The 26,420-nt window shown below is 56.8% G+C and carries 24 protein-coding genes and 1 tRNA gene; 13 read left to right on the top strand and 12 right to left on the bottom strand.

Annotation, left to right across the window (positions count from 1 at the left end; genetic code table 11):
• Positions 1-2: 2 nt before the first annotated feature.
• The 4 genes from hrcA to I2E77_RS05065 all read right to left on the bottom strand — a co-directional run bounded on the left by hrcA (position 3) and on the right by I2E77_RS05065 (position 4,955).
• Positions 3-1,034, bottom strand: coding sequence for a heat-inducible transcriptional repressor HrcA (gene hrcA / locus I2E77_RS05080; protein WP_195450736.1), 1,032 nt, complete (start codon positions 1,032-1,034; stop codon positions 3-5).
• 295 nt (positions 1,035-1,329) lie between these two features.
• Positions 1,330-2,448 carry a radical SAM family heme chaperone HemW gene (hemW, locus tag I2E77_RS05075; protein WP_195450735.1) on the bottom strand — a complete coding sequence of 373 codons (1,119 nt, stop codon included), beginning with the start codon at positions 2,446-2,448 and terminating at the stop codon, positions 1,330-1,332.
• Positions 2,441-4,249 carry a translation elongation factor 4 gene (lepA, locus tag I2E77_RS05070; protein ID WP_195450734.1) on the bottom strand — a complete coding sequence of 603 codons (1,809 nt, stop codon included), beginning with the start codon at positions 4,247-4,249 and terminating at the stop codon, positions 2,441-2,443. The genes hemW and lepA overlap by 8 nt, the downstream gene beginning before the upstream one ends.
• A 205-nt stretch (positions 4,250-4,454) precedes the next feature.
• Positions 4,455-4,955, bottom strand: coding sequence for an immunoglobulin-like domain-containing protein (locus tag I2E77_RS05065; RefSeq protein ID WP_195450733.1), 501 nt, complete (start codon positions 4,953-4,955; stop codon positions 4,455-4,457).
• Between the two features lie 231 nt (positions 4,956-5,186).
• On the opposite strand from I2E77_RS05065, the gene spoVAE reads away from it, so the two are divergent.
• Positions 5,187-5,543, top strand: coding sequence for a stage V sporulation protein AE (gene spoVAE, locus I2E77_RS05060; RefSeq protein ID WP_087233967.1), 357 nt, complete (start codon positions 5,187-5,189; stop codon positions 5,541-5,543).
• Between the two features lie 224 nt (positions 5,544-5,767).
• On the opposite strand, the gene I2E77_RS05055 is transcribed toward spoVAE, so the two are convergent.
• On the bottom strand, positions 5,768-5,920 hold the full coding sequence (locus tag I2E77_RS05055) for a hypothetical protein (protein WP_162838196.1): 153 nt from the start codon (positions 5,918-5,920) through the stop codon (positions 5,768-5,770).
• 209 nt (positions 5,921-6,129) lie between these two features.
• Complete coding sequence (gene rpsT, locus I2E77_RS05050; RefSeq protein WP_087233965.1) at positions 6,130-6,393, bottom strand: 30S ribosomal protein S20; 264 nt, start codon at positions 6,391-6,393, stop codon at positions 6,130-6,132.
• A gap of 119 nt (positions 6,394-6,512) precedes the next feature.
• Between rpsT and gpr the strand changes: the two genes are divergently transcribed.
• The 6 genes from gpr (at position 6,513) to I2E77_RS05020 (ending at position 11,030) form a co-directional block, all read left to right on the top strand.
• Entirely contained in the window at positions 6,513-7,328 is an 816-nt protein-coding gene (gene gpr / locus I2E77_RS05045) for a GPR endopeptidase (RefSeq protein ID WP_087233963.1), read from the top strand.
• A gap of 185 nt (positions 7,329-7,513) precedes the next feature.
• Complete coding sequence (gene spoIIP / locus I2E77_RS05040; RefSeq protein ID WP_237966664.1) at positions 7,514-8,572, top strand: stage II sporulation protein P; 1,059 nt, start codon at positions 7,514-7,516, stop codon at positions 8,570-8,572.
• A 24-nt stretch (positions 8,573-8,596) separates the two neighbouring features.
• Positions 8,597-8,767: a hypothetical protein gene (locus I2E77_RS05035; RefSeq protein WP_172749687.1), complete on the top strand. Its 171-nt coding sequence runs from the start codon at positions 8,597-8,599 to the stop codon at positions 8,765-8,767.
• Between the two features lie 216 nt (positions 8,768-8,983).
• On the top strand, positions 8,984-9,796 hold the full coding sequence (locus tag I2E77_RS14075; protein WP_195450732.1) for a hypothetical protein: 813 nt from the start codon (positions 8,984-8,986) through the stop codon (positions 9,794-9,796).
• A 231-nt stretch (positions 9,797-10,027) separates the two neighbouring features.
• Complete coding sequence (locus I2E77_RS05025) at positions 10,028-10,246, top strand: helix-turn-helix domain-containing protein (RefSeq protein WP_087233957.1); 219 nt, start codon at positions 10,028-10,030, stop codon at positions 10,244-10,246.
• Entirely contained in the window at positions 10,239-11,030 is a 792-nt protein-coding gene (locus I2E77_RS05020) for an HAD family hydrolase (RefSeq protein WP_191441760.1), read from the top strand. Before I2E77_RS05025 ends, I2E77_RS05020 begins: the two co-directional genes overlap by 8 nt.
• A 167-nt stretch (positions 11,031-11,197) precedes the next feature.
• Here the strand turns inward: I2E77_RS05020 and tadA are convergent, their stop codons facing one another.
• Together tadA and I2E77_RS05010 are read right to left on the bottom strand one after the other, a co-directional pair.
• Complete coding sequence (tadA, locus tag I2E77_RS05015; RefSeq protein ID WP_195450731.1) at positions 11,198-11,659, bottom strand: tRNA adenosine(34) deaminase TadA; 462 nt, start codon at positions 11,657-11,659, stop codon at positions 11,198-11,200.
• 43 nt (positions 11,660-11,702) lie between these two features.
• A complete protein-coding gene (locus I2E77_RS05010) occupies positions 11,703-12,749 on the bottom strand; it encodes a CPBP family intramembrane glutamic endopeptidase (RefSeq protein ID WP_195450730.1) in 1,047 nt (348 codons plus the stop codon).
• A gap of 238 nt (positions 12,750-12,987) precedes the next feature.
• On the opposite strand from I2E77_RS05010, the gene I2E77_RS05005 reads away from it, so the two are divergent.
• Positions 12,988-13,776, top strand: coding sequence for an HAD family hydrolase (locus I2E77_RS05005; RefSeq protein ID WP_237966672.1), 789 nt, complete (start codon positions 12,988-12,990; stop codon positions 13,774-13,776).
• An 83-nt stretch (positions 13,777-13,859) separates the two neighbouring features.
• Here the strand turns inward: I2E77_RS05005 and I2E77_RS05000 are convergent, their stop codons facing one another.
• Positions 13,860-14,372: a ferritin gene (locus I2E77_RS05000; protein ID WP_087233947.1), complete on the bottom strand. Its 513-nt coding sequence runs from the start codon at positions 14,370-14,372 to the stop codon at positions 13,860-13,862.
• A 264-nt stretch (positions 14,373-14,636) separates the two neighbouring features.
• Between I2E77_RS05000 and ytaF the strand changes: the two genes are divergently transcribed.
• Positions 14,637-15,281: a sporulation membrane protein YtaF gene (gene ytaF / locus I2E77_RS04995; RefSeq protein ID WP_243252532.1), complete on the top strand. Its 645-nt coding sequence runs from the start codon at positions 14,637-14,639 to the stop codon at positions 15,279-15,281.
• Between the two features lie 221 nt (positions 15,282-15,502).
• Here the strand turns inward: ytaF and I2E77_RS04990 are convergent.
• The 3 genes from I2E77_RS04990 to ppdK form a co-directional block, all read right to left on the bottom strand.
• Positions 15,503-15,577: transfer RNA gene (locus I2E77_RS04990), tRNA-Arg, on the bottom strand.
• Positions 15,578-15,993: 416 nt separating this feature from the next.
• Positions 15,994-16,227: a helix-turn-helix domain-containing protein gene (locus I2E77_RS04985; RefSeq protein WP_191441771.1), complete on the bottom strand. Its 234-nt coding sequence runs from the start codon at positions 16,225-16,227 to the stop codon at positions 15,994-15,996.
• A 325-nt stretch (positions 16,228-16,552) separates the two neighbouring features.
• Entirely contained in the window at positions 16,553-19,180 is a 2,628-nt protein-coding gene (ppdK, locus tag I2E77_RS04980; RefSeq protein ID WP_191396064.1) for a pyruvate, phosphate dikinase, read from the bottom strand.
• 338 nt (positions 19,181-19,518) lie between these two features.
• On the opposite strand from ppdK, the gene I2E77_RS04975 reads away from it, so the two are divergent.
• The 4 genes from I2E77_RS04975 to mfd all read left to right on the top strand — a co-directional run bounded on the left by I2E77_RS04975 (position 19,519) and on the right by mfd (position 26,235).
• On the top strand, positions 19,519-20,556 hold the full coding sequence (locus tag I2E77_RS04975; RefSeq protein WP_087233930.1) for a sugar phosphate nucleotidyltransferase: 1,038 nt from the start codon (positions 19,519-19,521) through the stop codon (positions 20,554-20,556).
• A gap of 54 nt (positions 20,557-20,610) precedes the next feature.
• Positions 20,611-21,567, top strand: coding sequence for a ribose-phosphate diphosphokinase (locus I2E77_RS04970; protein WP_087233928.1), 957 nt, complete (start codon positions 20,611-20,613; stop codon positions 21,565-21,567).
• Positions 21,568-21,876: 309 nt separating this feature from the next.
• The gene (pth, locus tag I2E77_RS04965; RefSeq protein WP_191405810.1) at positions 21,877-22,491 is read left to right on the top strand and encodes an aminoacyl-tRNA hydrolase; all 615 of its coding nucleotides are present in this window, start codon (positions 21,877-21,879) and stop codon (positions 22,489-22,491) included.
• A gap of 252 nt (positions 22,492-22,743) precedes the next feature.
• The gene (mfd, locus tag I2E77_RS04960) at positions 22,744-26,235 is read left to right on the top strand and encodes a transcription-repair coupling factor (RefSeq protein ID WP_195450728.1); all 3,492 of its coding nucleotides are present in this window, start codon (positions 22,744-22,746) and stop codon (positions 26,233-26,235) included.
• Positions 26,236-26,420: the final 185 nt, after the last annotated feature.

The following is a 26,420-nucleotide window of genomic DNA, read 5'->3' as shown; positions in this document are numbered from 1 at the left end:
CTCTAAAAGTCATAGTCCATCAATTCGGTGAGCATCTTCCCAACCGCGTCGGAAAGATATTCCATATGGGCGATCACCTTCGCGTAATTCATGCGCATCGGGCCGATGATCGCCAACGCGCCGGCGTCCTTGCCGCCGACGGTGTAGCGGGAAATCACCACGCTGGAATCCTTGAGTTCCGGGCGGCCCGTCTCGTCGCCGATGAGCACCTTCACGTTTTTGCTGCGCTGCTCCAACAAGCGGTTCAACTCGTCCGCATGCGCCAGGAAATCCATCATCCGGCGCGCGGTCAGCGAGAGCTCCGGATAGAAGAGCAGGTTCGTCTGCCCTTCCATGCAGATTTCCGCCTGCATGGAATCCCGCGCCACGTCGAGCACCGCCATAAACGCGGACGACATCAGGATCGCCATCTCCCCCATCGAGGCCGCCATGTTCTGGATAAAGGCGGGCGTCACTTCCGAAACCGGCATCCCTGCCAATTTCTCGTTGAACACCCGGAAGAACACCCGCAAGATCTCCTGCGACAGGTCAAAGTCGCAGTGGAACACGCGCGTCTTCATGGTCCCGGCGGAGGTCATCAGGATGACCATCGCGGTGCGGCGGCTGGTCTGCACGAATTGGATCGCGCGGATATTCGCCCCGCGGCCGCTCGGCGTTGTGGATACCGCCGCAAACCGGGTGGCGGCTGCCATCACCCTAGAAACACCGTCCAGCAATTTTTCCGGATCATAGGCGCTGGAGAGCAGCTGGCTGTCCAGATAGCGCTTTTCTTCACGGGTCACGGGCTTTTTCTTCATCAATGAATCGATGTACACCCGGTACCCCATTTGGGTGGGAACCCTGCCCGCCGATGTGTGCGGCTGGTCCAGAAGCCCCATCTCCGCCAAATCGCTCATTTCATTGCGCACGGTGGCGGAAGAGACTGCAAAGTCGAGGTTGTCACAAAGCGCCTTCGAGCCGACCGGCTCGCCGGTGGCGACATACAATTCGACGACCGCCGCCAGAATTTTTTTCTTGCGTTCGCTGAGTTCCAACCTTCCCACCTCTCTTGTTTGGATTCGGAGTTTAGCACTCTTTTATATCGAGTGCTAACTCTAGTTATTAATTTATCATTACTTTGCCCGGTTGTCAATAAGATAAATGTAAATTAATTATGAATCTGCAATGGAGAAACTTAGCAATTTGCCAAAAGGACGAATATGGCAACAAGGTTTCCCTTCCCTGAACCGGTCCTCGCGCCCACCGCCATGCTAATAAATAGAAAAAAGGCCGCACAGACCGGCCAAACCGCCAAATCTACACAACCTTTTGTATATTATTTTTCACTTATTACGTTTCGTATAAAATCTCCGCCAAAAGCGCATTGGAAACCAAAAATCCCTTCCGGGTAAACCGGAAACCCTCCGGCCAACACTCCGTCAGGCCAACGCGGGCATACCGCTGCGCCGCACGTTTCCATCGCTCCGGAATGGGCTCGCCAAAGCGGTCCCGGTAGCGCGCCTCCTGTAAGCCCTCTGCCAACCGGAGTGCCAACATCGCATATTCCTCCGGCCCACCGGCGGGAATCTCCGGGTCGGCGTCCTCCTCCGGCGCTTGCCCTGCCAAAAACGCGCGCAGGTCGCGCGCCTCATAGAAGCGCTTCCCGTTCAAAAAGGAATGCGCGGCCGGGCCAAGACCGAGATATTCCTCGCAGTGCCAATACTTCAAATTGTGCCGGCTCTCAAAGCCCGGCCGGGCAAAGTTGGAAATCTCATACTGCATCAGGCCGTGCCGCTCCAATTCCTCGCAGGCTGCTTCGTAGAGGGAACAGGTCTCGTCCTCGTCCGGCAATTGCAGCTGCTCCCTGCGCTGGTAAAAGGCCGTGCGCGGTTCGATCTTCAACAGATAGGCGGACACATGCGGCACCCCCAGTTCCGCGCAAAACGCTGCGGAACGCCGGGCGCTTTCCACCGTCTGCCCCTCGATGCCGAGCATCAAATCGAGCGAAATATTTTCGATCCCCGATTTGCGTGCCGCCGCCACCGCTTCGGCCGCCTGCGCCGCTGTATGGCGGCGGCCCAAGCGTTCCAACTCCCGGTCGTCCGCCGACTGCATCCCGATGGACAGGCGGTTGCCGCCCGCTGCCCGGAACCCCTGCAAAAAGCCCGTCAAATCCACGCCAGGGTTGACTTCCGCGGTGATCTCCGCGCCATCCAGTCCAAAGCAGGCCCTCGCCTGCCCGATGAGGCGCGCCACCCGTTCGCCGCCCAGCAGCCCGGGCGTCCCTCCGCCAAAATACAGGGTATCCGCCGGGCGTTTGATTTTATCCGAATTGTATTTTAATCTATCAATCATACAATCTGTATATAAATTAAGGGAATCCTCCGAGGCATGGACGGAATAGAAATCGCAATAGGGGCATTTTTTCTCGCAAAACGGCACATGCAGGTATAAACCGATCTTATTCATCCAGCTTCAGCACGCTCATAAACGCCTCCTGCGGCACCTCGACCGTGCCCAGCTGGCGCATGCGCTTCTTGCCTTCCTTCTGCTTTTCCAGCAGCTTCTTCTTTCGGGTGATGTCGCCGCCGTAGCACTTCGCCAGAACATCCTTGCGCAGCGCTTTGACGGTTTCGCGCGCGATGATCCGGCCGCCCACGCACGCCTGGATCGGCACCTCGAAGAGCTGGCGCGGGATCTTCTCGCGCAGCTTTTCCGCCATCTTGCGGGCGCGCGGGTACGCCTTGTCCGCGTGGATGATAAACGAGAGCGCGTCCACGACCTCACCGTTGAGCATGATGTCCAGCTTGACCAGGTTGCTCTTCTGGTAGCCCGCCAGCTCATAATCGAAGCTGGCATAACCGCGGGTGCGCGATTTCAGCGCATCGAAAAAGTCGTAGATGATCTCATTGAGCGGCAGCTCATAATGGATATCGACGCGGTCCGTGTCGATGTAATTCATATCCTTAAATACGCCGCGGCGCTCCTGGCAAAGGTCCATAATATTGCCCACATATTCCTTTGGGGTGTAGATATGGGCGTTCGTAATGGGTTCTTCGGCCTGCGCGATCAGCGACGGGTCGGGATAGTTGGTCGGGTTGTCGATGGCGATCATCTCGCCGTCGGTCTTCGTGATATGGTAGACGACGCTCGGCGCGGTTGTGACGATGTCCAAATTGTATTCGCGCTCCAGGCGCTCCTGGATGATCTCCATATGCAAAAGCCCCAGGAAGCCGCAGCGGAAACCGAAGCCCAATGCGACGGAGGTCTCCGGCTCAAAGGAGAGTGCCGCATCGTTGAGCTGCAATTTCTCCAGCGCGTCCCGCAGGTCCGGGTATTTCGCGCCGTCCGCGGGGTAGATGCCGCAGAACACCATGGGCTGTACCGCGCGGTAGCCCGGCAGCGGCTCCTTCGCGGGGTTGTCCACGCGCGTGATCGTATCGCCGACCCGCGCTTCGCGGACCGCCTTGATCGACGCCGCGATATAACCGACCTCGCCCGCCCGCAGGCAGTTCATCGGCTCAAAGCTGGTGGCGCGCATATAGCCGCATTCCACCACGGTAAATTCGCTCCCCACGCTCATCATCCGGATCGTATCGCCCGGATGGACGGTCCCGTCCTTGATGCGCACATGGGCGATGACGCCCTTATAGGCGTCGTAGTAGGAATCAAAAATCAGCGCACGCAGGGGGGCGTCCTCATCGCCCTCCGGCGGCGGCACCTGCTTGACGATCTGCTCCATCACCGCGTCGATGTTGATGCCCATCTTGGCGGAAATGCAGGGGGCCTCGTCCGCCGGGATGCCGATCACGTCCTCGATCTCCTGCCGCACATGCTCCGGCTGGGCGCTCGGCAGGTCGATCTTGTTGATGACCGGCACGATCTCCAACCCTGCGTCCACGGCCAAATACGTGTTGGCCAATGTCTGCGCCTCGATGCCCTGGGAGGCGTCCACCACCAGCACCGCGCCCTCACATGCGGCGAGCGAGCGCGATACTTCATAGTTAAAGTCCACGTGGCCGGGCGTGTCGATCAGGTTGAACACATAATCTTGATCGTCCTTCGCGTGATAGACCAATGTCACCGCATGGGCCTTGATGGTAATGCCGCGCTCGCGCTCCAGGTCCATGTCGTCCAGGATCTGGTCTTCCATGTCGCGCAGCGCGACCGATTTCGTCTGTTCCAATATGCGGTCCGCCAGCGTGCTCTTGCCGTGGTCAATGTGGGCAATGATGCTGAAATTCCGGATCCGTTCGCGTGGTATTGCCAAATGAATCACCGTCTCTTATCTCAAAAAGTTCCATACAGCCTAACCCTGTGGAGAAAGCTATAAAATCGGCCATAATAATGTATTATACCACAGAATGGATTCCTCTTCCAGACTTATAAACCGGTGTTGCCGGAAAGCCGGTGTTTCTATCCTTTTAGGGCAGATCGAAACCGATTATTTGTAAAACAAACGGGAACGTTCCCCCTCAAACCTCCCCAAGATCAAACTCCGCATAGTACGTCTCCCCATTAAACGTATTCCCATAACGGTAGTGGCCTTGCGTGAGTGCTTCCTTCCCATAATAATTGACCGGGTGGATGCGGTGCTCGCTCTGGGAGTGCGGGGCCGAGAGGATCCCGATGTCGTGCCACGCCGTATCCGGGAGATATTCGAGCATCTCCCATTTGCCGTTGTCCGAGAGGCGCTCCAGCCAATACGCTTCCCCATAGCTGAATTCCTCGTCCGTTCCGTTGTGAATCTGAATGACGATCTCTTCCGGGGCAGCCGGAAGAGCGCCTTCCCCAACGGAGAGGGAAAATTCCCCGTCGTATGCGCCGGGGTCCTCGGAAGACGCCGGGTCCGACACGGAGGAAGACGGGTCCACATGGTGGGAAACCGTCTCCGGCCCTTCGATGGCGCTTGTTGTACAGCCCACAAGCGCCGCACAGATTCCCAACCATACCATTGTGCAAAGCATTCTTTTCATTTGGCATTCCTCCTTCTATTCAGAATACCGCCCGAGAAAAGAAATTTTTTCAAATTTTCCACCGAACCTTACCATTTTGTGGAGAACCAACCGCAAATTCGTTTTGCCCGCAAACGTGTACCCGGCCTGCAAACGGGCCCATTTCCCTTCCTCCTTTTGCCGGGCCACAATCCTCCCCCAAACTGTATAAAATGGCAGCCCTTTCCTCATACTAACCATGAGGTGAAACATATGGAATACGTTTGGGCATTTGTCGTCGGCGGAGCGATTTGCGTCGTCGGACAGCTGTTGATCGATTACACCAAACTGACGCCAGCCCGCATCCTGGTTTTATTTGTCACATTGGGCGTGGTGCTGGGCGCGCTCGGCATTTACGAACCGTTGGTGGAATTTGCAGGCGCGGGCGCAACCGTCCCATTGACGGGATTTGGCTATAATATGGCGAAAGGGACGCGGGAAGCCATCCAGGAGCAGGGGCTTCTGGGAGTGTTCACCGGCGGCGTAACAGCGGGCGCCGCAGGGATTGCCGCGGCGGTGTTCTTCGGCTATTTAGCCGCCATATTTTCAAAACCCGGAGATAAGAGCTAACCGGTACGTCCGGTACGGGAAGTTTGCCTACCGCGGCCTGCGTATCCTGCAGGGGCGCGTGATCGGCATGCTGCTTTACAAGCTGATGAAACACATCTATGAAAAGACGCGCCGCGACATCGAGCGTTGGCGCGAATTCCGGAAAAAGCGCAAAAATAAAACGGGCAGGTAATCCACCTGCCCGTATCCTTTCCCAATGAAGCCAGGAATGGATAGCCCGTCCCTTATTGAATCGAGCAATCCAGATAGTGCTCAAGCTCCTCTTCGTCCTTGCGCTTCTTTTCAAAAAAGAGGACGACGGCCACAGCTGCAGCAGCAACAGCCGCAAGAGCAGAAACGATCGTGATAAAAACAGCAAAATTATTTCCTTTTTTCAATGTGAGCACCTCCATTTGTAAATACAAGCCCGGCGGGACGAGGGGTTCCACCGCAGCGAGGGACTTGTTGATACAACCAAATTGTTATCTATATGATAACCGTTTTCCTACAAAAAGTCAAATGAAATTGCTTTTGGAAATGATTTCCCGTCAAAATGAGAAAAAGCAGAGCATATGCTCTGCTTTCAGCTTTTCCTCGCCTATTCGACTTATGCCTGTGCAGCATTCAGCTTGCGGACGAGAGCGGACTTCTTTCTCGCGGCAGCGTTCTTATGCAGGATGCCCTTTGCAGCCGCCTGATCGATCTTCTTCACCGCAACACGGACGGCCTCCGCCTTGTTCTCCGCACCGGTCTCCACCGCATGGTTCGCCTTCTTGATCTCCGTCTTCAGGCTGGAGTTGAATGCTTTATTGATAAGCGTCTTTGTAGCAGTCACCTTCACGCGCTTCTTAGCAGATTTAATATTCGGCATGGTTCCACCTCCTTTGGTGCTGTCATGTAGTTTTTATTCTACCATCAAGGTTCTAAAAAATCAAGCTTTTTCTCAAAAACCTGCACGGCTACCGAAAATTAAAAAAAGGAGAAATGTATATGGAATACCGCACCGACCTTGCGCTGGAATACACGGAGCCAACGAGCCAGCGCGTTGAGAAACGGAAAAACTGCACCATCACGCGCATCCGGGAAAACGGAGCGGACTACATCACGTTGGAAGTCCCGGCCATTTCCGACCACATCGACAGCGGGGACGAGCTGCTGCACCAGCTGCGGGATGAGCTTAGCGCCCTGCTCCCGGAAACGGGGCTGGTGCTCGTGGCGGGCCTCGGGAACCGGGCGATCACCCCGGACGCCCTGGGCCCACAGACCGCCGAGCAGGTATTGGCAACACGGCACATCCACGGGGAAATCGCACGCATCACCGGATTGGACGGCCTGCGCCCGGTGGCGGTGGTCAGCACCGGCGTGTTGGGATGCACCGGCGTAGAAACCAGGGAACTCCTGACCGCATTGGCGCGGGAATTCCGGCCCTCCGCGGTGATCGCGGTGGACGCCCTCGCCGCGCGCAGCCTGGGGCGCTTGGGGTGCACCATCCAGCTGAGCACCGGGGGGATTTCCCCCGGCTCCGGCGTCAACAACGCCCGGCCGCAGCTCAGCCGTGAGACATTGGGCGTGCCGGTCATCGGGATCGGCGTCCCGACCGTCGTGGACGCAGGCACGCTCGCCGCCGACCTATTGGGACGCGCCGCCCCCAAAGACAAGGTTTCGCCGCGCGGCGCAAGCATGGTCGTCACCCCGCGGGAAATCGACCTGCTCATCACCCGCGCCGCCCGCATGGTCGCCATGGCGATCAACACCGCGCTCAACCCCACCCTTTCCGTAGAGGAGTTTTCCATCCTCGCAAGCTGAGCGGGAAAAACCGCCTTTCGGCCATAGGGCTCGTCTGTCCCTTCCCTTTGCATTTGACATTTTTTCAAAGCATCCCCCGCAAGGTCTGGATTCCCATGGCCCTGCATACACATTAAGAAGCACGGCTATGGTTTTGCGCTTCAAAAGCTGTGGCAAATCGGTTGAATGGCGGGGGAATGCAAAATATGAGAAATTGGCGACAATATGGACTGATGTTTTGCTCTGCGGTGCTCGCCGCTGTAGCGGTGTTCTGTACGGCTGCCCGCCTGCCGGAACTGCACGCAGGCGATGCGGCGCTCGCAGCGGCGGGGTTCATCCTTCCGGGCGGCGCGGCGGAAGCATTTCGCACAGAGCTCTCCGAAGACGTTGCCGCCAGCGCTCCGGAATCCTCCTCACAGGCGCCGAGCTCCTCCAGCAAACCGGCCGCCAGCTCGTCCAGCAAGCCGGTCTCCTCCTCCGCGTCGTCGGGGACCGTCAGCGAAACGGTCACCGGGACAGTCCGGGAGATGAGCATCAGCAATTCCGGCATACAGTATGAGAATATGTGGGTCAAAAACACAAACCAATACCACGATATCGACATTGCTGCGGAATTGGCCAAGCAACCGGCGGTCAAAATGAAAAAGGACGGCACCAAACAGATTTTGATCTACCACACGCACACCACGGAAGCGTTTGCCGGTTCCTCCCGCACACAGGACAATTCCCAAAACGTGGTGGCGGTCGGGGAGGAAATCAAAAAGCAGCTCGAAGCCGCCGGGTTCGGCGTGGTACACGACACCACCTGCCACGACTACCCCAGCTACAATGGCTCTTATGACCGCTCCGGCGAAACCATCCAACGCAATCTGGAGAAATATCCCGACATCCAGGTCACCTTGGACGTCCACCGCGACGCCATGGGCACGCAGGACGGCATGCGCATCAAGCCGACCGCCCTGATCAATGGGAAAAAAGCCGCCCAGGTCATGATTATCTCCGGCTGCGACGACGACGGCACCCTGGGGTTCCCAAACTGGGAATACAACCTCCGCCTCGGCGTCCGCATCCAAAAAAGCCTCTCTGACCTCTATCCCGGTCTGGCGCGGCCGCTCAGTTTTTGCCCCAAAAAATACAACGAGCACATGACAAAGGGCTCCCTGCTGGTCGAGTTCGGCACGGAGGTGAACACCTTGGAGGAGGTCAAATACTCCGGCCAGCTCTTTGGGAAAGCGCTGGCGGAAACCCTGGAACAACTCACATAAGCCTTTGAAAGGATAGGACGTATCATGAAACGGAATACAAACGCGCGCATCTTTGCCGTATCGTTTTACACAACGCTCTGTGTGTTGGTCCTGGCGATCGGTATCTTAGAAGTGGACTACTACTCCCGTCAAACCGGATTTGGCGACGATCAGACCTTGATCCATGCGCTGACCGGATGGGATTTGCACCTCTAACCGGATTGTTCATAAAAAATTCACCTCTGGGCGCGGCTTCGCCGGGGTTGGTTTGGTTGCTTTCTGTTCGAAATATGCTATAATAACTTGTAACGTGTCGGATGCACGCGATCCGGCAAAATCCCCCATTCGAAGAGATTCGCCGTCCATTCCCACGGTGGGACCCTGCGGCCTTATGCCGCCGCGCCCTGCTGGTTATCTCAGGAGGTTTCAAATTTGAAAAAACATAACAGGGCTTTTTTGCTCGTTTTTACGATACTGTTTGGCATGGTTTCCACGTTTGGGACCGTTTCGTTTGCGACCGAAACACCTGTCGATCCGTCAACCAATACGCAGCAGCAGGTCATCGGCCGCACGCCGGTATCTGAACCGCCTGCTACCGACCCTGCAACACCAGTTACCGACCCCACTACCCCCACCGTAGACCCCACTGTGCCAACAGAAGATCCCACTGCGCCGGCCGTAGAACCCACCCCGGACCCCACCACACCTTCCTCGGAGACGCCTACCACCCCCACGGAGCCATCCACGCCCGAGCAGACAACGCCGCCCGTTACGGAGCCGCCGGCGACGACCCCTTCTTCGGAGCCACCGGCGCAGCCGGCACAGAACTCCGAGAATACGGATACGCAGCAGCCTTCGCAGACGCCGTCTACCACCAATCAAAACCGTCGTCCTACCACTTCCCGTGAAGATCCCGAAGAGGAAGAAGAGGAGGAATCCTCGTCAGAGACTCCTTCCGAGCCGGAGGAATCCTCCAGCTCCGTCTCCCTTCCCTCCGTCAGTGTGCCGGACGACAGCAGCCTGCTCCCCTCTTCCAGCATGGCCCCAACTTCCAACCGGACGCTCAATTGGATTGGCATCATTGCGTGGGTCTGCATCGGCCTGGGCGTGATTGTCGTGGTGATTGTCATCTTGAGCAACCGTAGGCCGCCGCGCGGCGGAAGCGGGCGCAAGCGTTACCGCAGGCCGAAACGCCGTAAAAAGCATTTATTGAATGATAAATATTATCGCAATTTAAAATATTAAACCGTTTGCAGGCCCCTATGATTGGCGTGGGGGCCTGTTTTTTCTATAAAAACATCGCTATACCAATCATTTTTCTATAAATTCTGGATAGAATTTTAAAATGCAATTTTACATTTCACACAACTCCGCTAATTATTCCAGTTTAATTCTATGTTCATTTAGCCACCGTTTGGTTGCATTTTCGTGTTTTTGGTACTACAAAATAGTAGCATAGAGTAAAGAGGTGGAACCATGTTTTTCCAACGCATCGAAGACTTGCGGATCGACCACGATAAAACGCAGCAGGAGATTGCGGACGTGTTGAGCTGTAAACGGGAGGTCTATCGCCGTTACGAAAAAGGCATCCGGGAAATCCCGGTCTGGGCGGTCCTCAAGCTTGCTACATATTACCACGTTTCAACCGATTATATTCTGGGATTAAGCGATCAAAAAGGAGGGGCATATGAGTAGGAAGGCAATCTTCTTTGATATTGACGGCACCCTGCTCTCCTCAAAGAATGAGCGGCACTTTTTTGTTCAACCTAGCACATGGAAGGCGCTTGAACAATTAAAGCAAAATGGGCACATTGTCGCCATTTCTTCTGGAAGGCCGGAGCGGTTTATTCATAAATATTTCCCAGGGATCTTCTCAAATTATGTTGCCATGAACGGGGCGCACGTTGTTGTGGATGGGAAAACCGTCTTCGAAGAATTCTTTTCCCCCACCGAGGTTCGGGAATTTATGCAGTATTTCGACCAGTATGGATGCTGGTACAATTTTGTTGGGAACAGCCGGGGATGGGCCCGCCATGTCCCACCGGAGCAGATCGAACCGCTGAACGAGAGCTACGGCATGCCCGGATACCTGCAAACCGAGTGGGAACCGGAGGACGTCCATGCCAGCATCATCGACTTTGTATTCCGGGACGATGCGCACTATGAGCAGTGCAAGCCCGCCTTTCAGGAACCGATGGTGCTCAACAAGCACCCGGGCAGTCTGGCGGCAGACCTCTCCTTCAAGGGCAAGGATAAATCCCGCGGGGTCAAGATGTTCCTGCAGCAGGCGGGCATCGCCCCGGAGGACGCTTATGCGATCGGCGACGGATACAACGACATCACCATGATGAAGGTGGTCGGGCATTCCATCGCGATGGGGAACGCTGTAGACGAGCTGAAGGAGGTCGCGGATTACGTCACTGCGGACATCCTCGACGACGGCCTTTACAAGGCTTTTGAACACTACGATTTACTTTGATAATCCCTTTGTTTGAACCTCAGGAAACAAAACGGGCCTCTTAAACCTTTCCGGGGGTTGCACAGGCCATGGAAGCCCTGCTACAGCAGGGCTTCCCACACACTTTTCAGACACCCACACAAAAAGGACGCCAGAAACGTTTGCAGCTGCGTTTCTGGCGTCCTTCTTTATAAGGATTCCGTTTTGGCCTCTTTTTGGCGCCGGGCGCGCAATTCTTTGAAAAAGGCGGTCAGCACCCCCGCGCATTCCTCCTCCAGCACGCCGCTGGTCACCCCCGGCGCATGGTTGTACGGAAGCGCAAACAGGTTGACAACCGACCCGCACGAACCGGCCTTCCGGTCCCTGGCGCCGAACACCAGCCGGGGGATGCGCGCATTGATGATCGCCCCAGCGCACATGGGGCAGGGTTCCAAGGTCACATAAAGCGTACATTGCCACAGCCGCCAGCCCCCCAAAGCGCGGCATGCGCCGTCGATGGCCTCCAGTTCCGCATGGCAAAGCGCATTTTTGCCAGTCTCCCGCCGGTTTCTCCCCCGTGCAATCACACGGTCTTGATAGACCACCACCGCGCCCACGGGAACCTCCCCCTCCGCGGCGGCCTCCCGTGCGAGCTCCAACGCCTCGCGCATAAACGCTTCATCCCTGTTTTCCAGAACAAGCCCTCCTTCAGGGTTATAAATACATCATCATCACACAGGACAACACGCAATAGCCGAACAGCACCAGCCCGCCCGGATTGACGATCAGCTTGATAAACTTTTGCCCGGCTGTCAGAAGGCTATTGGGCTTGTGCAGGTGAAAGAACCCCTTTCTGCGCAGGGCCAGGAATACAACCGAGGCAATCCCCAAAAGCACCCAGGCGGAAAAGGCGATCAGGTACACGGCGTTTGCCAGCACGTCGCCCTGGTACCATTGCAGCAGTGTAATGGCAGCCGAAAGGCCGTTGTTCAGGAAATGGATGACAATGGACACCCAGAGGTTTCCAGTCTTGACAACCACAAAGGCCAACGCCAGCCCACAGAAAAAAGCAAACGGCAGCTGGACCAGATTCCCGTGGAACATACCGAACAGGAACGCGGAACCAACAATGGCAAACCCATCCCCGAACCGGCGCAGTCCATGCAGAACGGCACCGCGGAACACCAGCTCTTCCACGAGCGCTGGGATCACTGCCAGCGAAATAACATACAATGCCTGGATGGACGGTTCACCCGTGAGCGGGGAGTCCGGCACGGTGCCGTTGTAGCCCGCCCATTCCAGGAAGTCCATCATCCAGTTAGCCGGGAAGTTGGCCAGCATACACACGCCCATCCCCAAAAAGACGCACGCCAGCGCCGTGCTGAACCGTGTCTTTTGGAATGGCAGCACCTGCTGCAGCGGCAGCCGTTTGACGGCCATATACAGGAGGGGCGGCAGTGCAAACGCCAAAAGATACGTCACCCCATTGACCAGATAATACAGCAGGGGCGTATACCCGCTAAACTGCAATTCCCCTTGCCAACGGTATCCGATCATGCGCAGGAAGCTGGTCTCCACGGACGGCAGCGCCGCCATCAGCAAAACCACCAACAGCAGCATCCAGCTCAAGCCGCTGGCCGTTTTTCCCAGACGGTGTTTCTCCTCACGCCTCTGCTCATAAAACGGGTCCATACCAACCTGCGGATAGGGCGTGTACATGGGATTTTGTTGCGGTACATATGGATGATCGTAATTGGCCAATTTCAGCCCCCCTTTTTAACAATACAGCCTATGTTTAAATAAAACGTATTATAGCACACTCGGAGCTATCCCGCAAGACGCGGGCCGGTTCCAATTCTTTTCATCAGGGCAAATATACCGCGCCTGTTTCAGGAACAGAAGGCGGCCTTGACCCGGCTCGCCATTCGATGGTACAATCGGAACGGCCGTTTTTAACCGGCCCCCACAGAACCACATGGAGGAAAGGTAGTTGATTCCCATGTACCAGGGCGCTGTATTTTTTGATGCGGACGGGACATTGATCGATGGGCCGTCCGGCATCATTGCCCCCACTGAAAAGACAAAAGAGGCCATCGTGCGTTTACGTGAACGAAACATTCTCACCGTGCTCGCCACCGGCCGTTCGAAATGTTATGTGCTCCCCAGCCTGCTCCTGTTTGACTGTTACATCACGGCAAACGGCGCGCGGTCCGAAGCAAATGGGACAGTGATCCACAACCAGGTCCTTGCGCCGGAGGCGCTGCGCACCCTCGTGGCATACCTCGATGCGGCGGGGATCAACTCCGTCCTAGAAGAACCCGACTATTGCTATTGCCGGGATCTCTCCGAGGAGTATTTCCAGGGGATGATGCAAAAATATGCGTTCCCCATCGACCGCTTCCTCCCCCTGCAATCGCTGGAGGGCCTGCGCATCAACAAGCTGATGGTCACCTACGACCGGATGGACAAGCGCGACCGCTTTATGCGCGACTTTGGCGACCGGTACGACATCACCGACCAGCCTGGCAACCAAGCCTGCGACGTCGGACAGCGCGGCGTCTCAAAGGGACTGGGCGTTCAGAAGGTCCTGGAGCATTTCCAAATTCCAAAAGAAAATGCCTATGCATTCGGGGACGCGGACAACGACTATGAAATGTTCCGCGCCGTCGGGACCGGCATCGCTATGGGCCGGCATACCCCCAAGCTGGGGCAGGTGTCCCGCATGGTCACAGGGACGGTCCAACAGGAAGGTATTGCTACAGCGCTGAAAGAATTGCATCTCATCTAACAGAAAGCGGCTGTCCGGTAGGGATAGCCGCTTTTTCCCATGACAAAAAGAAGCCCCTGGATTCCAGGGGCTTTTCAAACGCATTAAAGGACCAACGAAGGCGCTGCATAGGTGCGCGCCGCCAACTCCTGATCCAACAAATACAGGGATTTTGGATCACTGCCAAAGAGCTCCATCTTTTTCAGGAGGTCTTCCGCGTTCTTCTCTTCCTCGCCCTGCTCCTTGACAAACCAGTCGAGGAACTGCATGGTCCGGAAATCCTTGACCGAGTAGGCCGCGTCGTAGATGGCGTTGATCAAACCAGTGACATACCGCTCGTGCTGCAATCCTTTTTCAAGCACGGTCATATCCTTATCAAAATCCTGCTCCGGGCATTCAATGGCTTCCAGCGTAACCTTCTCGCTGTTGTTCTTCACATACTGCAAGAACAGCATGGCATGGTCGCGCTCTTCCTGCGCCTGAACCTGATACCAATTTGCAAACCCATCCAAGTTCCGGTCCGCAAAATAATTAGAAAACGCCAGATACAGGTAGGCCGAATAAAACTCTTTATTGATCTGTTGGTTTAATAGGTCCTTTACTTTTTCATTCAACATAAACCAATCACCTCCACCGCTATTATAGTACAACATAAATCCCTCTGCAAGGCAGAATCCCGCCGAATTTTGGGAGCGGAGTGGCCGGTCCGGGTCCCAGCGATTTCTCTGCCTGGCTTTTCTCTGGGAGGCCCCAGCGGTTCTCCGCTCTCAGCTTCACCAGGAAACGGTTGCGCGCAACGCGGGAAGCCTCCTGAAAAGCCTCCTATCACGTTTTTTCCCCTTCGGAATAGAATGGAGAAAAAGCCTGAAGGCGGTGATTGCTTGGACAATCCGGTATTTGCAATCCTTGAGCCGCTCGTGCTCGTCACCGCGCTCTCGGTGGACGCCTTTGTCGCCAGCTTTGCCTATGGGACCAATCAAATCAAAATTCCCTTCCGCTCCGTTGCGGTCATCAGTGGGATTTGCAGCGCCATCCTGGGTGTTTCGTTGTTTCTTGGTTCTCTGGTGCGTCCGTTCATGCCGGAGCATCTGGCCGGGGTGCTCTGTTTTTCCATCCTGTTTCTGCTCGGCATCGCCAAACTGTGCGACAGCGCCATCAAATCGTTGATCCGCCGCTCACAGGGAATCCACAAAAAGATTTCCTTCTCGGCCATGCATCTGCGCTTTATCCTGGATGTGTACGCCAACCCAGAGAACGCGGACAGCGATTGTTCCAAAAGCCTTTCCGCCGCGGAAGCCGCACCCCTGGCCATCGCGCTCTCCCTGGATGGTTTAGCGGTCGGGTTTGGCGCGGCCCTCTCGGAGGCCGCCCCCCTCCGCGCGGTTCTTTTCTCCTTAGTGGCGAATGTCATCGCCGTATGCGCAGGGAGCTTGACCGGCAACAAGGTTGCGGAAAAAATTCCTCTGGACCTCTCGTGGGTCAGCGGCCTTCTCCTGATAGTACTGGCCTTTTTAAAGCTTACATAGGCCAGCTGCGTCCGCCCTTTCGATCGACGAACCCTTCTCTCGAAAGGGTTTCCTACAAGGCGGGACCTCTTTTCCATTCGTAAAACCTAAAAGAGCCGCGCAGTGCATGCACTGTGCGGCCTTTTGGAAGGGGCAGTAAAAATCGATCTGTTCGGCGCGGATACGAAGTTTTCGGCAAAACAAAAGCCTGGAGCGCGAATTGGCTCCAGGCCCTGGCCGGATGGCACCCCCAGTAGGAATCGAACCTACAATTAGCCCTTAGGAGGGGCTCGTTATATCCATTTAACTATGGAGGCTTATGCATCTGTTTCTATATTATAGGGGCTTCCCGAAAACTTGTCAATATTTCCATTTCGTCTCCAGGCTGCCTCACGATTTCTTTTCCGCCTATAGTCCTCCCGCCAAGCTGGTCAACGGCTTCCTTTGATCCGGTCCCTTCCGGATGAATATGCGGATTCCTTCCATCGCCTATCTTACCAAAAAGAAACACGCCTCCCTCCACCCCTGGGAATACGCCTCTATGGGACGCTGCTCCAACCGGACGTCTTTCTCCATAGAACGCTCCCGTTGCCGGCCTAAAAAGGAAAAGGACTTTAGCCCCAGCTAAAGCCCTTCGGTTTTGGCGTCCCACTCTGGAAACCGTTCCATGTTGCTTACTTTCTTTTGGCAAGAAACCCTATTTCCCGGCAAGACACAAATGTGGCTTGGCTCCTTACTCCGTCTTCTCTGTATACTCTTTGGGAATCCCGCGATAATTCGTCAGCCCCAAAAGATAGTCCGTCGTTGTATGATGATATTTCGCCAGGCTGATGAGAACCTTTGTGGGAATGTCCCTCTGCCCGAGCTCATAATTGCTGTAAACCTGCTGCGAGCAATATAAAATCTGCGCCATTTCTGCCTGTGTCAGGTCCTTGTCTTCCCGTAAATCTCTGATACGTTGGTACATGCGATCACCTAACACCAGAATAACGCAGTCCTGTTTATTTATTCGTTCTTACCGCAAATTGCAGTATTGACGGATACCGCGTTATGCAGTAAAATGAAGAAAACCATCGAAAAAGGAAGTGTTCGCATGTGGCTTCTGTTGTGGCAAGCCATTTATTTCCTTGCAATCCCCTGCATTCTTTGCTATCAAGCGCTCAACTAAAAAGCACCTACGTTGGCAAAATCTGCCCGCACCATAAAAACCCACTGGACAGACAAAAGCCCCTTCCCGAAATCGGGAAGGGGCTTTCTGAACCGTGTGCTATCCTGTTAGCTAACTCGCTTTATTATGCTCTTTTCTCTTTCACAGCAGCCTGCGCCGCAGCCAGACGTGCGATCGGCACGCGGAACGGAGAGCAGGAGACATAGTCCAAACCAACCTTATGGCAGAACTCGACGGAAGTCGGGTCGCCGCCGTGCTCGCCGCAGATGCCCAGGTGCAGGGCTGCATTTGCTTCGCGGCCAGCCTTTGCGCTCATCTCTACGAGACGGCCAACGCCATCCACGTCGATGTGCACGAACGGATCGGACTCATAGATCTTGTTGTCATAGTAGGCATCGAGGAACTTGCCAGCGTCGTCACGGCTGAAGCCGAACGTCATCTGGGTCAAGTCGTTGGTGCCATAGCAGAAGAAGTCTGCGTCCGCAGCGATCTTGTCCGCGGTCAAAGCGGCGCGCGGGATCTCGATCATGGTGCCGACCTCATACTTCAGCTCGACGCCAGCGTCAGCGATGAGCTTGTCCGCCGTTGCAACGACGATCTTCTTCACGAAGTCGAACTCCTTGACCTCGCCTACCAGCGGGATCATGATCTGCGGGATGACGTTGACGCCCTTCTTCTGGACGTTGATTGCTGCGTTGATGACAGCGGTGGTCTGCATCTCTGCGATCTCCGGATAGGTGACCGTCAGACGGCAGCCGCGGTGGCCCATCATCGGGTTGAACTCGTGCAGGCTCTCGATGACCTCGTGAACCTTCTCAACCGTCACGTTCAGCTCCTTGGCGATCTCCGCGATGTCCTCTTCCTTGGTCGGGAGGAACTCATGGAGCGGCGGGTCCAGGAAGCGGATGGTGACCGGATAGCCGTTCATCTCTTCGAACAGAGCCTCGAAGTCGCCCTGCTGATACGGCATGATCTTGTCCAGCGCCTTCTTGCGGTCCTCGGTGTTGTCCGCAATGATCATCTCACGCATCGCCTTGATGCGGTCGCCCTCGAAGAACATGTGCTCGGTACGGCAGAGGCCGATGCCCTCTGCGCCGAACTCGCGAGCCTGGTGCGCGTCACGCGGGGTATCCGCATTGGTGCGAACCTTCAGCTTGCGATACTTGTCCGCCCAGCCCATGAACAGGCCGAAATCGCCCGCGATGGAAGCCGGAGCGGTCGGGATGGCTTCGCCGTAGATGTTGCCGGTGGAGCCGTCGATGGAGATATAGTCGCCCTCGTTGTAGGTCTTGCCGCCGAGGGTAAAGTTCTTTGCGTCATAGTCGACGTTGATTTCGCCGCAGCCGGAAACGCAGCAGGTACCCATGCCACGAGCAACAACCGCTGCGTGGGAGGTCATGCCGCCGCGGACGGTCAGGATGCCCTCAGCAACCTGCATGCCTTCGATGTCCTCCGGGGAGGTCTCGCGGCGGACCAGAACGACCTTCTCGCCCTTCTTGGCCCACTCTTTTGCGTCCTCAGCCGTGAAGACGATCTTGCCGCAAGCTGCGCCAGGGGAAGCCGCCAGGCCCTTGCCAACGACGGTCGCCTTCTTCAGGGCGTCCGCGTCGAACTGCGGATGCAGCAGAGCGTCGAGCTGCTGCGGCTCTACGCGCAGGACTGCCTCTTCCTCGTCGATCATGCCCTCGTGTACGAGGTCAACGGCGATCTTCAGGGCAGCGTTTGCGGTGCGCTTGCCGTTACGGGTCTGCAGCATGTAGAGCTTGCCATTCTCGATGGTGAACTCCATGTCCTGCATATCTTTATAGTGCTTCTCAAGACGGTCTGCGATCTCTGCAAACTGCTTGTACACTTCGGGCATATCCTGCTCCAGCTGGCTGATCGGGGACGGCGTACGGACGCCGGCCACAACGTCTTCGCCCTGTGCATTGATCAGGTACTCGCCAAAGAGCTTATGCTCGCCGGTTGCCGGGTTGCGGGTGAACGCAACGCCCGTGCCGGACTTATCGCCAGAGTTGCCGAAGACCATGGCCTGCACGTTGACAGCAGTGCCCCAGTCGTACGGGATCTCGTTCATGCGGCGATAGACGTTTGCGCGCGGGTTATCCCAGGAACGGAACACGGCCTTGACCGCTTCCATGAGCTGCACCTTCGGGTCGCTCGGGAAATCCTCGCCCTTGTTTTCCTTATAGAAGGCCTTGAAGCGCTTGACGAGGTCCTTCATGTCCTCGGTGTCCAGCTCGGTGTCCTGCTTGACGCCCTTCTCTTCCTTCTTCTGGTCGATGATCTTTTCGAATTCCGGCTTCGGCAGCTCCATAACAACGTCGCTGAACATCTGGATGAAGCGGCGATAGGAGTCGTATGCGAAACGCGGGTTGTTGGTGAACTTCGCAAGGCCCTCAACCACGACGTCGTTCAAGCCGAGGTTCAGGATGGTGTCCATCATGCCGGGCATGGAAGCGCGGGCGCCGGAACGGACGGAAACCAGCAGCGGGTTCTCCGGATCGGCAAACTTCTTGCCGCAAATCTCTTCCATCTTGCCGAGATACTCATAGATCTGGGCCTGGATCTCATCGTTGATCTTTCTGCCATCCTTATAATACTGGGTGCACGCCTCGGTGCTGATGGTGAAACCCTGCGGAACAGGCATCCCTGCTTTTGTCATTTCAGCAAGGTTTGCGCCCTTGCCGCCGAGCAGTTCACGCATGTCCTTGTTTCCTTCAGAGAAAAGGTAGACATACTTATGGCTCATGAACATATACCTCCTAAATAAAATAAATAACGAGCACAGGTCACACACATTCTCATTCTTGCTCTCCCCGTATTATATCAAAAAAGCCGCTGGATTACCAGTTCTTTTTCAATAAAACCCACCGAGATTTGTAAATTTTCCGGCGCAAAACCGAGGAAGTTCCACAAATCCGGCTGGAAACATGAATTAATGCTTGAAAAATTCCGTACATATGAGATAATAATAACAAGAGCCGGGTGTGCTTATAGCAAGCCAGGCGTTTTCGTGCTTGCGGCCGGATACAGGGAAGGCCCAAGCGCCAATGGAACTTTTAAAAGTTTATGCGGAGGATTTTGCCTATGCCAGAGCAGACCTGTGCCGTTATCCTCGCCGGCGGCGAGGGAAAGCGCATGAAATCAAACCACCCGAAGGTGTTGGCTTCCGTGCTGTTCAAACCCATGCTGCAATGGGTGATGGACGCCGCGGAGGGCGCGGGGGTAAAGGAACTGTGCGTGGTGACGGGACATAAGCACGAGCAGGTGGAAGCTTACCTGCAAGCGGCGCAAAAGCCCGGCGGCGCGAACCTGCACCATGTGTTGCAGGCGGAACAGCGCGGGACGGGGCACGCCGTGATGATGGCGGAGCCGTTTTTGCGCGCGCACAACGGCGGGAACACGCTTGTCCTCAACGGAGACGCGCCGTTTGTCAGCGCGGAGGTGCTCAAAACCGCCTTAGCAGCGCATGTGGGCCAGGGCAATGCCGTCACGGTGATCAGCGCGGAGCTGGACGATCCATCCGGCTACGGCCGCATCGTGCGCGACCCGGCGACGGGGCTCGTGCGCGCCATTGTGGAACAGAAGGACGCCGACGAAGCGACCCTTGCGGTGCGGGAGATCAACTCCGGGGCCTACTGGTTCCGCACGGACGACCTGCTCTCCATCTTAGGCTGCATCCGCAACGACAATGCACAGGGCGAGTATTATCTCACCGACGCAGTGCGCCTCTTGATCGAACAGAATAAGAACGCGGGAGCCTACATCGCATCCGATCCGGCGGCGGTGATGGGCGCGAACGACTGCGTGCAGCTGAACTCCCTGAACGAAATCGCCAGGGAGCGGGTTTTGCATGCCCAAATGCTGGCGGGCGTGGAGATCCCCTGCACGGACGGCGTCCTAATCGGCCCGGACGTCACCATTGGGCGTTCCACCCGCATTTTGCCAAACACCATCCTGCGTGGGAATACGGCGGTCGGGGCGGATTGCTCCATTGGGCCAAGCGTTGTTCTGACGGACTGTACGGTGGGCGATGGCGCGTCGCTGTGTTTCGCCTCCTGCGAACACACCAATATTTCATCCAGCCAGGCCGTTGCGCCTTTTACGGTGATTGGGACGCCTTGATGCCGGGGCATTCCAAAAGGGAAAGAGTCACACAAAATATAGGGGGAAGCAAAAATGAATTTTCATGGCAAGGACATCAAGATTTTTGCCGCAAGCGCAAACCAGCGCATGGCAAAGCAGATTTCGGAGTGCCTGGGATTGTCCATGGGCAAGAGCGAGGTCGGCACGTTCAGCGACGGGGAAATCTCGGTTTCGCTCTTTGAATCCGTGCGCGGCTCCGATTGCTTTATTGTGCAGTCCACCTGCGAACCGGTCAACAACAATCTCATGGAACTACTGATTATGATCGACGCCATGAAGCGCGCGTCCGCCGCCCGCATCACGGCTGTTATGCCCTACTTTGGCTATGCCCGTCAGGACCGCAAAGCCAAGGCCCGCGACCCGATCTCTGCAAAGCTCGTTGCAGACCTGCTCACCACGGCGGGCGCCGACCGCCTGCTGACCATGGACCTGCACGCAGCGCAGATTCAGGGCTTCTTCAACATCCCGGTTGACCATCTGCTGGGCGCGCCGCTGCTCTCCTCGTTCATGAAGGAGCGCGTGGGCGAAAACAGCGACGAATACGTTGTCGTTTCTCCCGACCTGGGTTCTGTCACCCGTGCGCGCAATTTCGCGGCCCGCATCGGATGCAGCCTGGCGATCGTGGACAAGCGCCGCCAGAAGGCCAACGTCTGCGAGGTTATGAACATCATCGGCAGCGTTGAGGGCAAAAAGGTCATCCTGGTCGACGACATGATCGACACCGCAGGCACCCTGTGCAACGCTGCGGCGGCCATCATGGAAAAGGGCGCGAAGGACGTCACCGCCTGCGCCACGCATGCGGTCCTCTCCGGCCCGGCGATCGACCGCATCCGCGACAGCGCGATCAAGGAGCTGGTGCTCCTGGATACCATCCCGCTGCCGGAAGAAAAGATGCTTCCGAAATTCACAGTCCTGCCCGTGGCCCCGCTCTTCGCGGAAGCCATCGAGCGCATCTATGAGGACAAGCCGGTCAGCCCGATGTTTGTATAACCGGGCGCGGTCTCTCTGACTGTTTTCCTTTGATTTTGTACACACGGGCGGGGTAGCGCAGCTATCCCGCCTGCTTCTTCTGTCCGGCAAAACCGACGGGTTCCGCAGGGATTCGCCGGTTTTCGCGCAGAAATCATATACCAAACGGGCGGATGGGCCACGCTTTCCGTTCCATCCGCCCGTTTTCGTGCGGCAAAGCGCCCGGCCGGTCCGGGTGCGCCCCCAGGGGCGGCCGCATCGGTTCACGAGGCATTCCAACGCCGGGCGCCCCTTAAAAACGTGCCGCCCGGCAGTAGAAAGGGAGTTTTTATGTTTCAGAAGTTCTTCAGACGGCCCGCGCCGGTCACCGGGCCTGTGGAATATCTGGTCGTCGGCCTGGGCAACCCGGGCAGCAAATACGACGGCACCCGGCACAACACGGGCTTTATGGCCATCGACCGGATTGCGGAAAAGGCCGGCGTCCAGATCGACCGCCTCAAATTCAAGGGGCTCTGCGCGCGCGCGGAGGTCGGCGGGAAAAGCGTCCTGCTGCTCAAGCCCTCCACCTTTATGAACCTCTCCGGGCAGAGCGTGCAGGAGGCCATGCAGTTTTATAAGCTCCCCGCGGAGAAGGTGATCGTCCTGTTCGACGACATCTCCCTGCCGGTGGGCCGGATGCGCATCCGCATGAAGGGCAGCGACGGCGGGCATAACGGCATGAAAAATATCATATATTTGAGCGGAAAAGATACCTTTCCCCGGATAAAGCTCGGGATTGGCGCAAAACCCAACCCCGGGTGGGATCTGGCGGATTGGGTGCTGAGCCGCTTTACGGAGCAGGAACAGAAGCAGCTCTCCGATGTATTCGACCATGCGGCCGAGGCCGTGGCCCTCATGGTCAACGGCAACAGTACGGAGGCGATGAACCGCTTCAACGGGGCTTGAGTTGCGCCGGTTCCCTGCCCCTATCTTCGTATACAATTTGGATTGTTTGTGTAAATTGATACATATAGTATATTTTATAACAGATGCTTCCGCGTGTTGCTGGCTGTCTTTGATAGGCTTTCAAGCAACGCCTCCCCACCGTTCATCCGCTTTTTGGCCTTACTTATGTTATCAAATATTTCCTATTTGTAGTTTTTTATTTCTGATTAACAGAACGTAATGCATTTGCATTGCGCACAGTATGGAGTCGATATGAAATTTCTTTGCAACACCTTAAACCGCTTAAAAGAATTTCAAACATTGGACAATGCCGTCCAAACCGGGCAGCTTCCCGCCGCGGTCAACGGCTTATCCGGCGTGCACAAGGCGGCCTTTATCTACACGCTCTGCGCCAACCAGCATCGCAAGGCGTTCATCCTTGCCGGGGACGAGAGCGAAGGGCAGCGCCTTTGCGACGACCTCTCCGCCATGGGGATGCACCCGCTGGTTGTCCCCATGCGTGATTTCACCTTCCGCGACGCGGAGGGCGCTTCCCATGAATACGAACATCAGCGCCTACAGGCCCTAGCGCGCATCCTGAACGGCGAGTGCGACGCGGTGATCGCCTGCCTGGACGCGACCCTGCAATATACGATCCCGCCGGAGGAGCTGCGTAAGCGCACCATCACGATCTCCGCCGGGCAGAGCATCCCCATGGAAGAGGTGGTCTCCGCGCTGGTCGCCTGCGGTTATGAGCGCGCTGCGCAGATCGACGGCACCGGGCAATTCTCCCAGCGCGGCGGCATCCTGGACATCTTCACGCCGGACGCCGCCAATCCCGTACGCCTGGAATACTGGGGCGACGAGATCGATACACTCTCCCTGTTTGACTTGGAGACGCAGCGCCGCACGGAATCCATCGAGAAGCTGACCCTCGCGCCCGCTGTGGAGGCGTTGGTCGACGACCCGCAGGCGCTCGCCAAAAAGATCGAAAAACTGGCCTCCTCCCTGCGCGGAAAGGCCGCGCCCAAGGCGAAGGAGATTTTGCGCGCACAGGCGGAAAAGCTGGAACAGGGCGTCCATCTCGGCTGTGCGGACAAATTCTTCGCCCTGCTGTATGGGCGCATCGCCACGCTGTTCGACTACCGGACGGACGACATGCTCCTGTTTGTCAGCGAGGGGACCAAAGTCAAGGACCGCGCCCGCAGCACCGCCTTCCAATGGGGCGAGGACCTCAAGGACTATTTGGAGGAGGGCACCCTCTGCCGGGGATTGGACACCTACAGCGCCGATTGGACCTATGCGGTAGGGCAATTTTCGCACGATACGGTCTATCTGGATACCTTTGCGCGCGGCAGTTATGATACGCCCATCCGCACGCTCATCGGCGTAACCGCGCGCCAGCTCTCTGTGTGGGGCGGCAGCACGCAGCTCCTGGAAGAGGACCTGCGGAACATGCTCCACAACAAGTGGTCCTGCGTGGTATTGGCCGGAAACGAACGGAGTGCGCGCACCGTTGCGGCGGACCTGCAAGCCGCCGGCCTGCCCGCGGACTACCTGGAAAACCCGCAGACCATCCAGCGCGGCACGGTCGTCGTGACCGCCGGCGCGCTCTCCGCCGGTATGGAAATTCCCGGCGCCTTTTTCGGCTTGATCACCCACGGCCGCCTGCTCACCACCAAGCAGCGCAAGCCCAAGCGCGCCAAAAATAGCCAGGAGATCTACAGCATCGCGGAATTGCAGCCGGGCGACTATATTGTACACGCTTCGCACGGCATCGGCGTGTTCGAGGGAATCCATAAAATCGACATGCACGGGGTTGTCAAGGATTACATCAAGCTCAAATACGCCAAGGGCGATACGCTCTATGTCCCGGTCACCCAGCTGGACATGGTCTCCAAATACATCGGGCCGCGCGAAGACGCCAACATCAAGCTGAACCGGCTGGGCGGCACCGAATGGCAAAAGACCAAGGCCCGCGTGCGCACCGCCGTGAAGGACATGGCGAAGGAGCTCATCAAGCTCTACGCCGACCGGATGCAGGCCAAGGGGCACGCTTTTTCCGAGGACAACGAATGGCAGCGCGACTTTGAATCCCATTTCGAATTCGACGAGACGGAGGACCAGCTCCGCTGCATCGATGAGATCAAAAACGATATGGAACGGGAAGCGCCCATGGACAGGCTGCTCTGCGGCGATGTGGGCTTCGGCAAGACGGAAGTCGCCCTGCGCGCCGCCTTCAAATGCGTGTGCGACTCCAAGCAGTGCGCGCTGCTGGTGCCCACCACGATCCTGGCCTGGCAGCACTACCAGACGGTGACGCGCCGGATGGAGGGCTTCCCGGTCCGCGTGGAACTGCTCTCCCGCTTCCGCACGCCGAAGCAACAGGAAGAAATTATCCGCAAGCTCAAGCGCGGGGAAATCGACATGATCGTGGGCACCCACCGCCTGGTCAGCAAAGACGTGAAATTCAAGGACCTCGGCCTGGTCATCATCGATGAGGAGCAGCGGTTCGGCGTGGCGCAGAAGGAAAAACTGAAGTCCCTCTGCAACAATGTGGACGTATTGACCCTGTCCGCAACGCCCATCCCCCGCACCTTAAATATGGCGTTGTCCGGCATCCGCGACATGAGCGTCATTGAAGAAGCGCCGCACGACCGCCATCCGGTGCAGACCTATGTGCTGGAACACGACAACGCGGTCATCAACGAGGCCATCCGCCGGGAACTGCGGCGCGGCGGCCAGGTCTACTACCTGCACAACGACGTGGCGTCCATCGAGCGCACCGCCGCGCGCATCCAGGCGCAGATTCCGGAGGCGCGCGTCGGGTTCGGCCACGGCAAGATGGCGGAGCACGAGCTCTCCGAGGTCTGGCGGAAGCTCCTGGAGCACGAAATCGATGTGCTGGTATGCACCACCATCATCGAAACCGGTGTGGACGTGCCGAACGCCAACACGCTCATCATCGAGAACGCGGACCGCATGGGCCTCTCGCAGCTGCACCAGCTCCGCGGGCGCGTGGGCCGTTCCGCACGGCGCGCCTATGCCTATTTGACGTTCACGCCGAACAAGGTGCTCTCCGAGATCTCCCAGAAGCGGCTGTCCGCAATCCGGGAATTCACCGAATTCGGGTCCGGGTTTAAGATTGCGATGCGCGACCTCGAGATCCGAGGCGCGGGGAACATTCTGGGCGGCGAACAGCATGGCCATATGGAGACCGTGGGCTACGACATGTACCTGCGCTTGCTCAGCGAGGCGATCAGCCGCGAGAAGGGCGAAGAAGTGCAGGAATACGGCCAGGAATGCCTGGTGGATATGCAGATTCAGGCGCACATCCCGGACAGATACATCGAGAATCTCAGCCAGCGGCTGGAAATTTACCGCCGCATTGCAGACATCCGCACCCGCGAGGACGCGCTGGACGTGACCGACGAACTGATCGACCGCTTCGGCGAGCCGCCGGAGAGCGTCAACGGCCTGATCGAAGTAGCGCTGCTGCGCAACCTGGCCTCCGGCCTGGGCATCAGCGAGGTCAAACAGCGCGACGACTGCCTGCTGCTGTATAAGCCGGGCTTCAGCCTGAAGAACCCAGCGGACATGGCGCAGATGGCGGCGCTGACCTCCACCCTCAAAAAGCGCGTGACGCTCAACGCAAGTGGGAAGCCATATATCAGCGTGAAGATCCTCCCCCCCATGACCCCGCTGGACGTGCTGGGCGAAACGCTGAACTTGATGGAGGACACGCGGAAAAGCGTAAAGAAATAAATCTTTATAGAAATTGTAACTCCCGGAGCAGGGTGTCGGATGTGCGCCTGTTCCGGGAGTTTTCTTTCTCATTTAAACTATTATTTGATTGATAATCCATAAAATCATCTCGTCAAATCCTCTAAATTACACACAACTATTTCTAATTTGCAAATCTACCATTTTTATTGACATATTTTTAATAA

The organism is Anaeromassilibacillus sp. 1001302B_160321_C8, assembly GCF_015554745.1.
In the GTDB taxonomy this organism is placed as follows: domain Bacteria; phylum Bacillota; class Clostridia; order Oscillospirales; family Acutalibacteraceae; genus Anaeromassilibacillus; species Anaeromassilibacillus stercoravium.
This window is presented reverse-complemented; position numbering and strand designations above follow the sequence as displayed.

Coding starts and splice junctions, on each gene's coding strand:
- I2E77_RS05005 (WP_237966672.1), top strand. CDS start 12,988: ATGTACCAGGGCGCTGTATTTTTTGATGCGGACGGGACATTGATCGAT.
- ppdK (WP_191396064.1), bottom strand. CDS start 19,180: ATGAGCCATAAGTATGTCTACCTTTTCTCTGAAGGAAACAAGGACATG.
- I2E77_RS05065 (WP_195450733.1), bottom strand. CDS start 4,955: ATGAAAAGAATGCTTTGCACAATGGTATGGTTGGGAATCTGTGCGGCG.
- I2E77_RS04970 (WP_087233928.1), top strand. CDS start 20,611: ATGAATTTTCATGGCAAGGACATCAAGATTTTTGCCGCAAGCGCAAAC.
- hemW (WP_195450735.1), bottom strand. CDS start 2,448: ATGAATAAGATCGGTTTATACCTGCATGTGCCGTTTTGCGAGAAAAAA.
- I2E77_RS05020 (WP_191441760.1), top strand. CDS start 10,239: ATGAGTAGGAAGGCAATCTTCTTTGATATTGACGGCACCCTGCTCTCC.
- I2E77_RS04975 (WP_087233930.1), top strand. CDS start 19,519: ATGCCAGAGCAGACCTGTGCCGTTATCCTCGCCGGCGGCGAGGGAAAG.
- I2E77_RS05000 (WP_087233947.1), bottom strand. CDS start 14,372: ATGTTGAATGAAAAAGTAAAGGACCTATTAAACCAACAGATCAATAAA.
- tadA (WP_195450731.1), bottom strand. CDS start 11,659: ATGCGCGAGGCGTTGGAGCTCGCACGGGAGGCCGCCGCGGAGGGGGAG.
- gpr (WP_087233963.1), top strand. CDS start 6,513: ATGGAATACCGCACCGACCTTGCGCTGGAATACACGGAGCCAACGAGC.
- spoVAE (WP_087233967.1), top strand. CDS start 5,187: ATGGAATACGTTTGGGCATTTGTCGTCGGCGGAGCGATTTGCGTCGTC.
- rpsT (WP_087233965.1), bottom strand. CDS start 6,393: ATGCCGAATATTAAATCTGCTAAGAAGCGCGTGAAGGTGACTGCTACA.
- I2E77_RS05035 (WP_172749687.1), top strand. CDS start 8,597: ATGAAACGGAATACAAACGCGCGCATCTTTGCCGTATCGTTTTACACA.
- I2E77_RS05025 (WP_087233957.1), top strand. CDS start 10,028: ATGTTTTTCCAACGCATCGAAGACTTGCGGATCGACCACGATAAAACG.
- mfd (WP_195450728.1), top strand. CDS start 22,744: ATGAAATTTCTTTGCAACACCTTAAACCGCTTAAAAGAATTTCAAACA.
- pth (WP_191405810.1), top strand. CDS start 21,877: ATGTTTCAGAAGTTCTTCAGACGGCCCGCGCCGGTCACCGGGCCTGTG.
- spoIIP (WP_237966664.1), top strand. CDS start 7,514: ATGAGAAATTGGCGACAATATGGACTGATGTTTTGCTCTGCGGTGCTC.
- I2E77_RS04985 (WP_191441771.1), bottom strand. CDS start 16,227: ATGTACCAACGTATCAGAGATTTACGGGAAGACAAGGACCTGACACAG.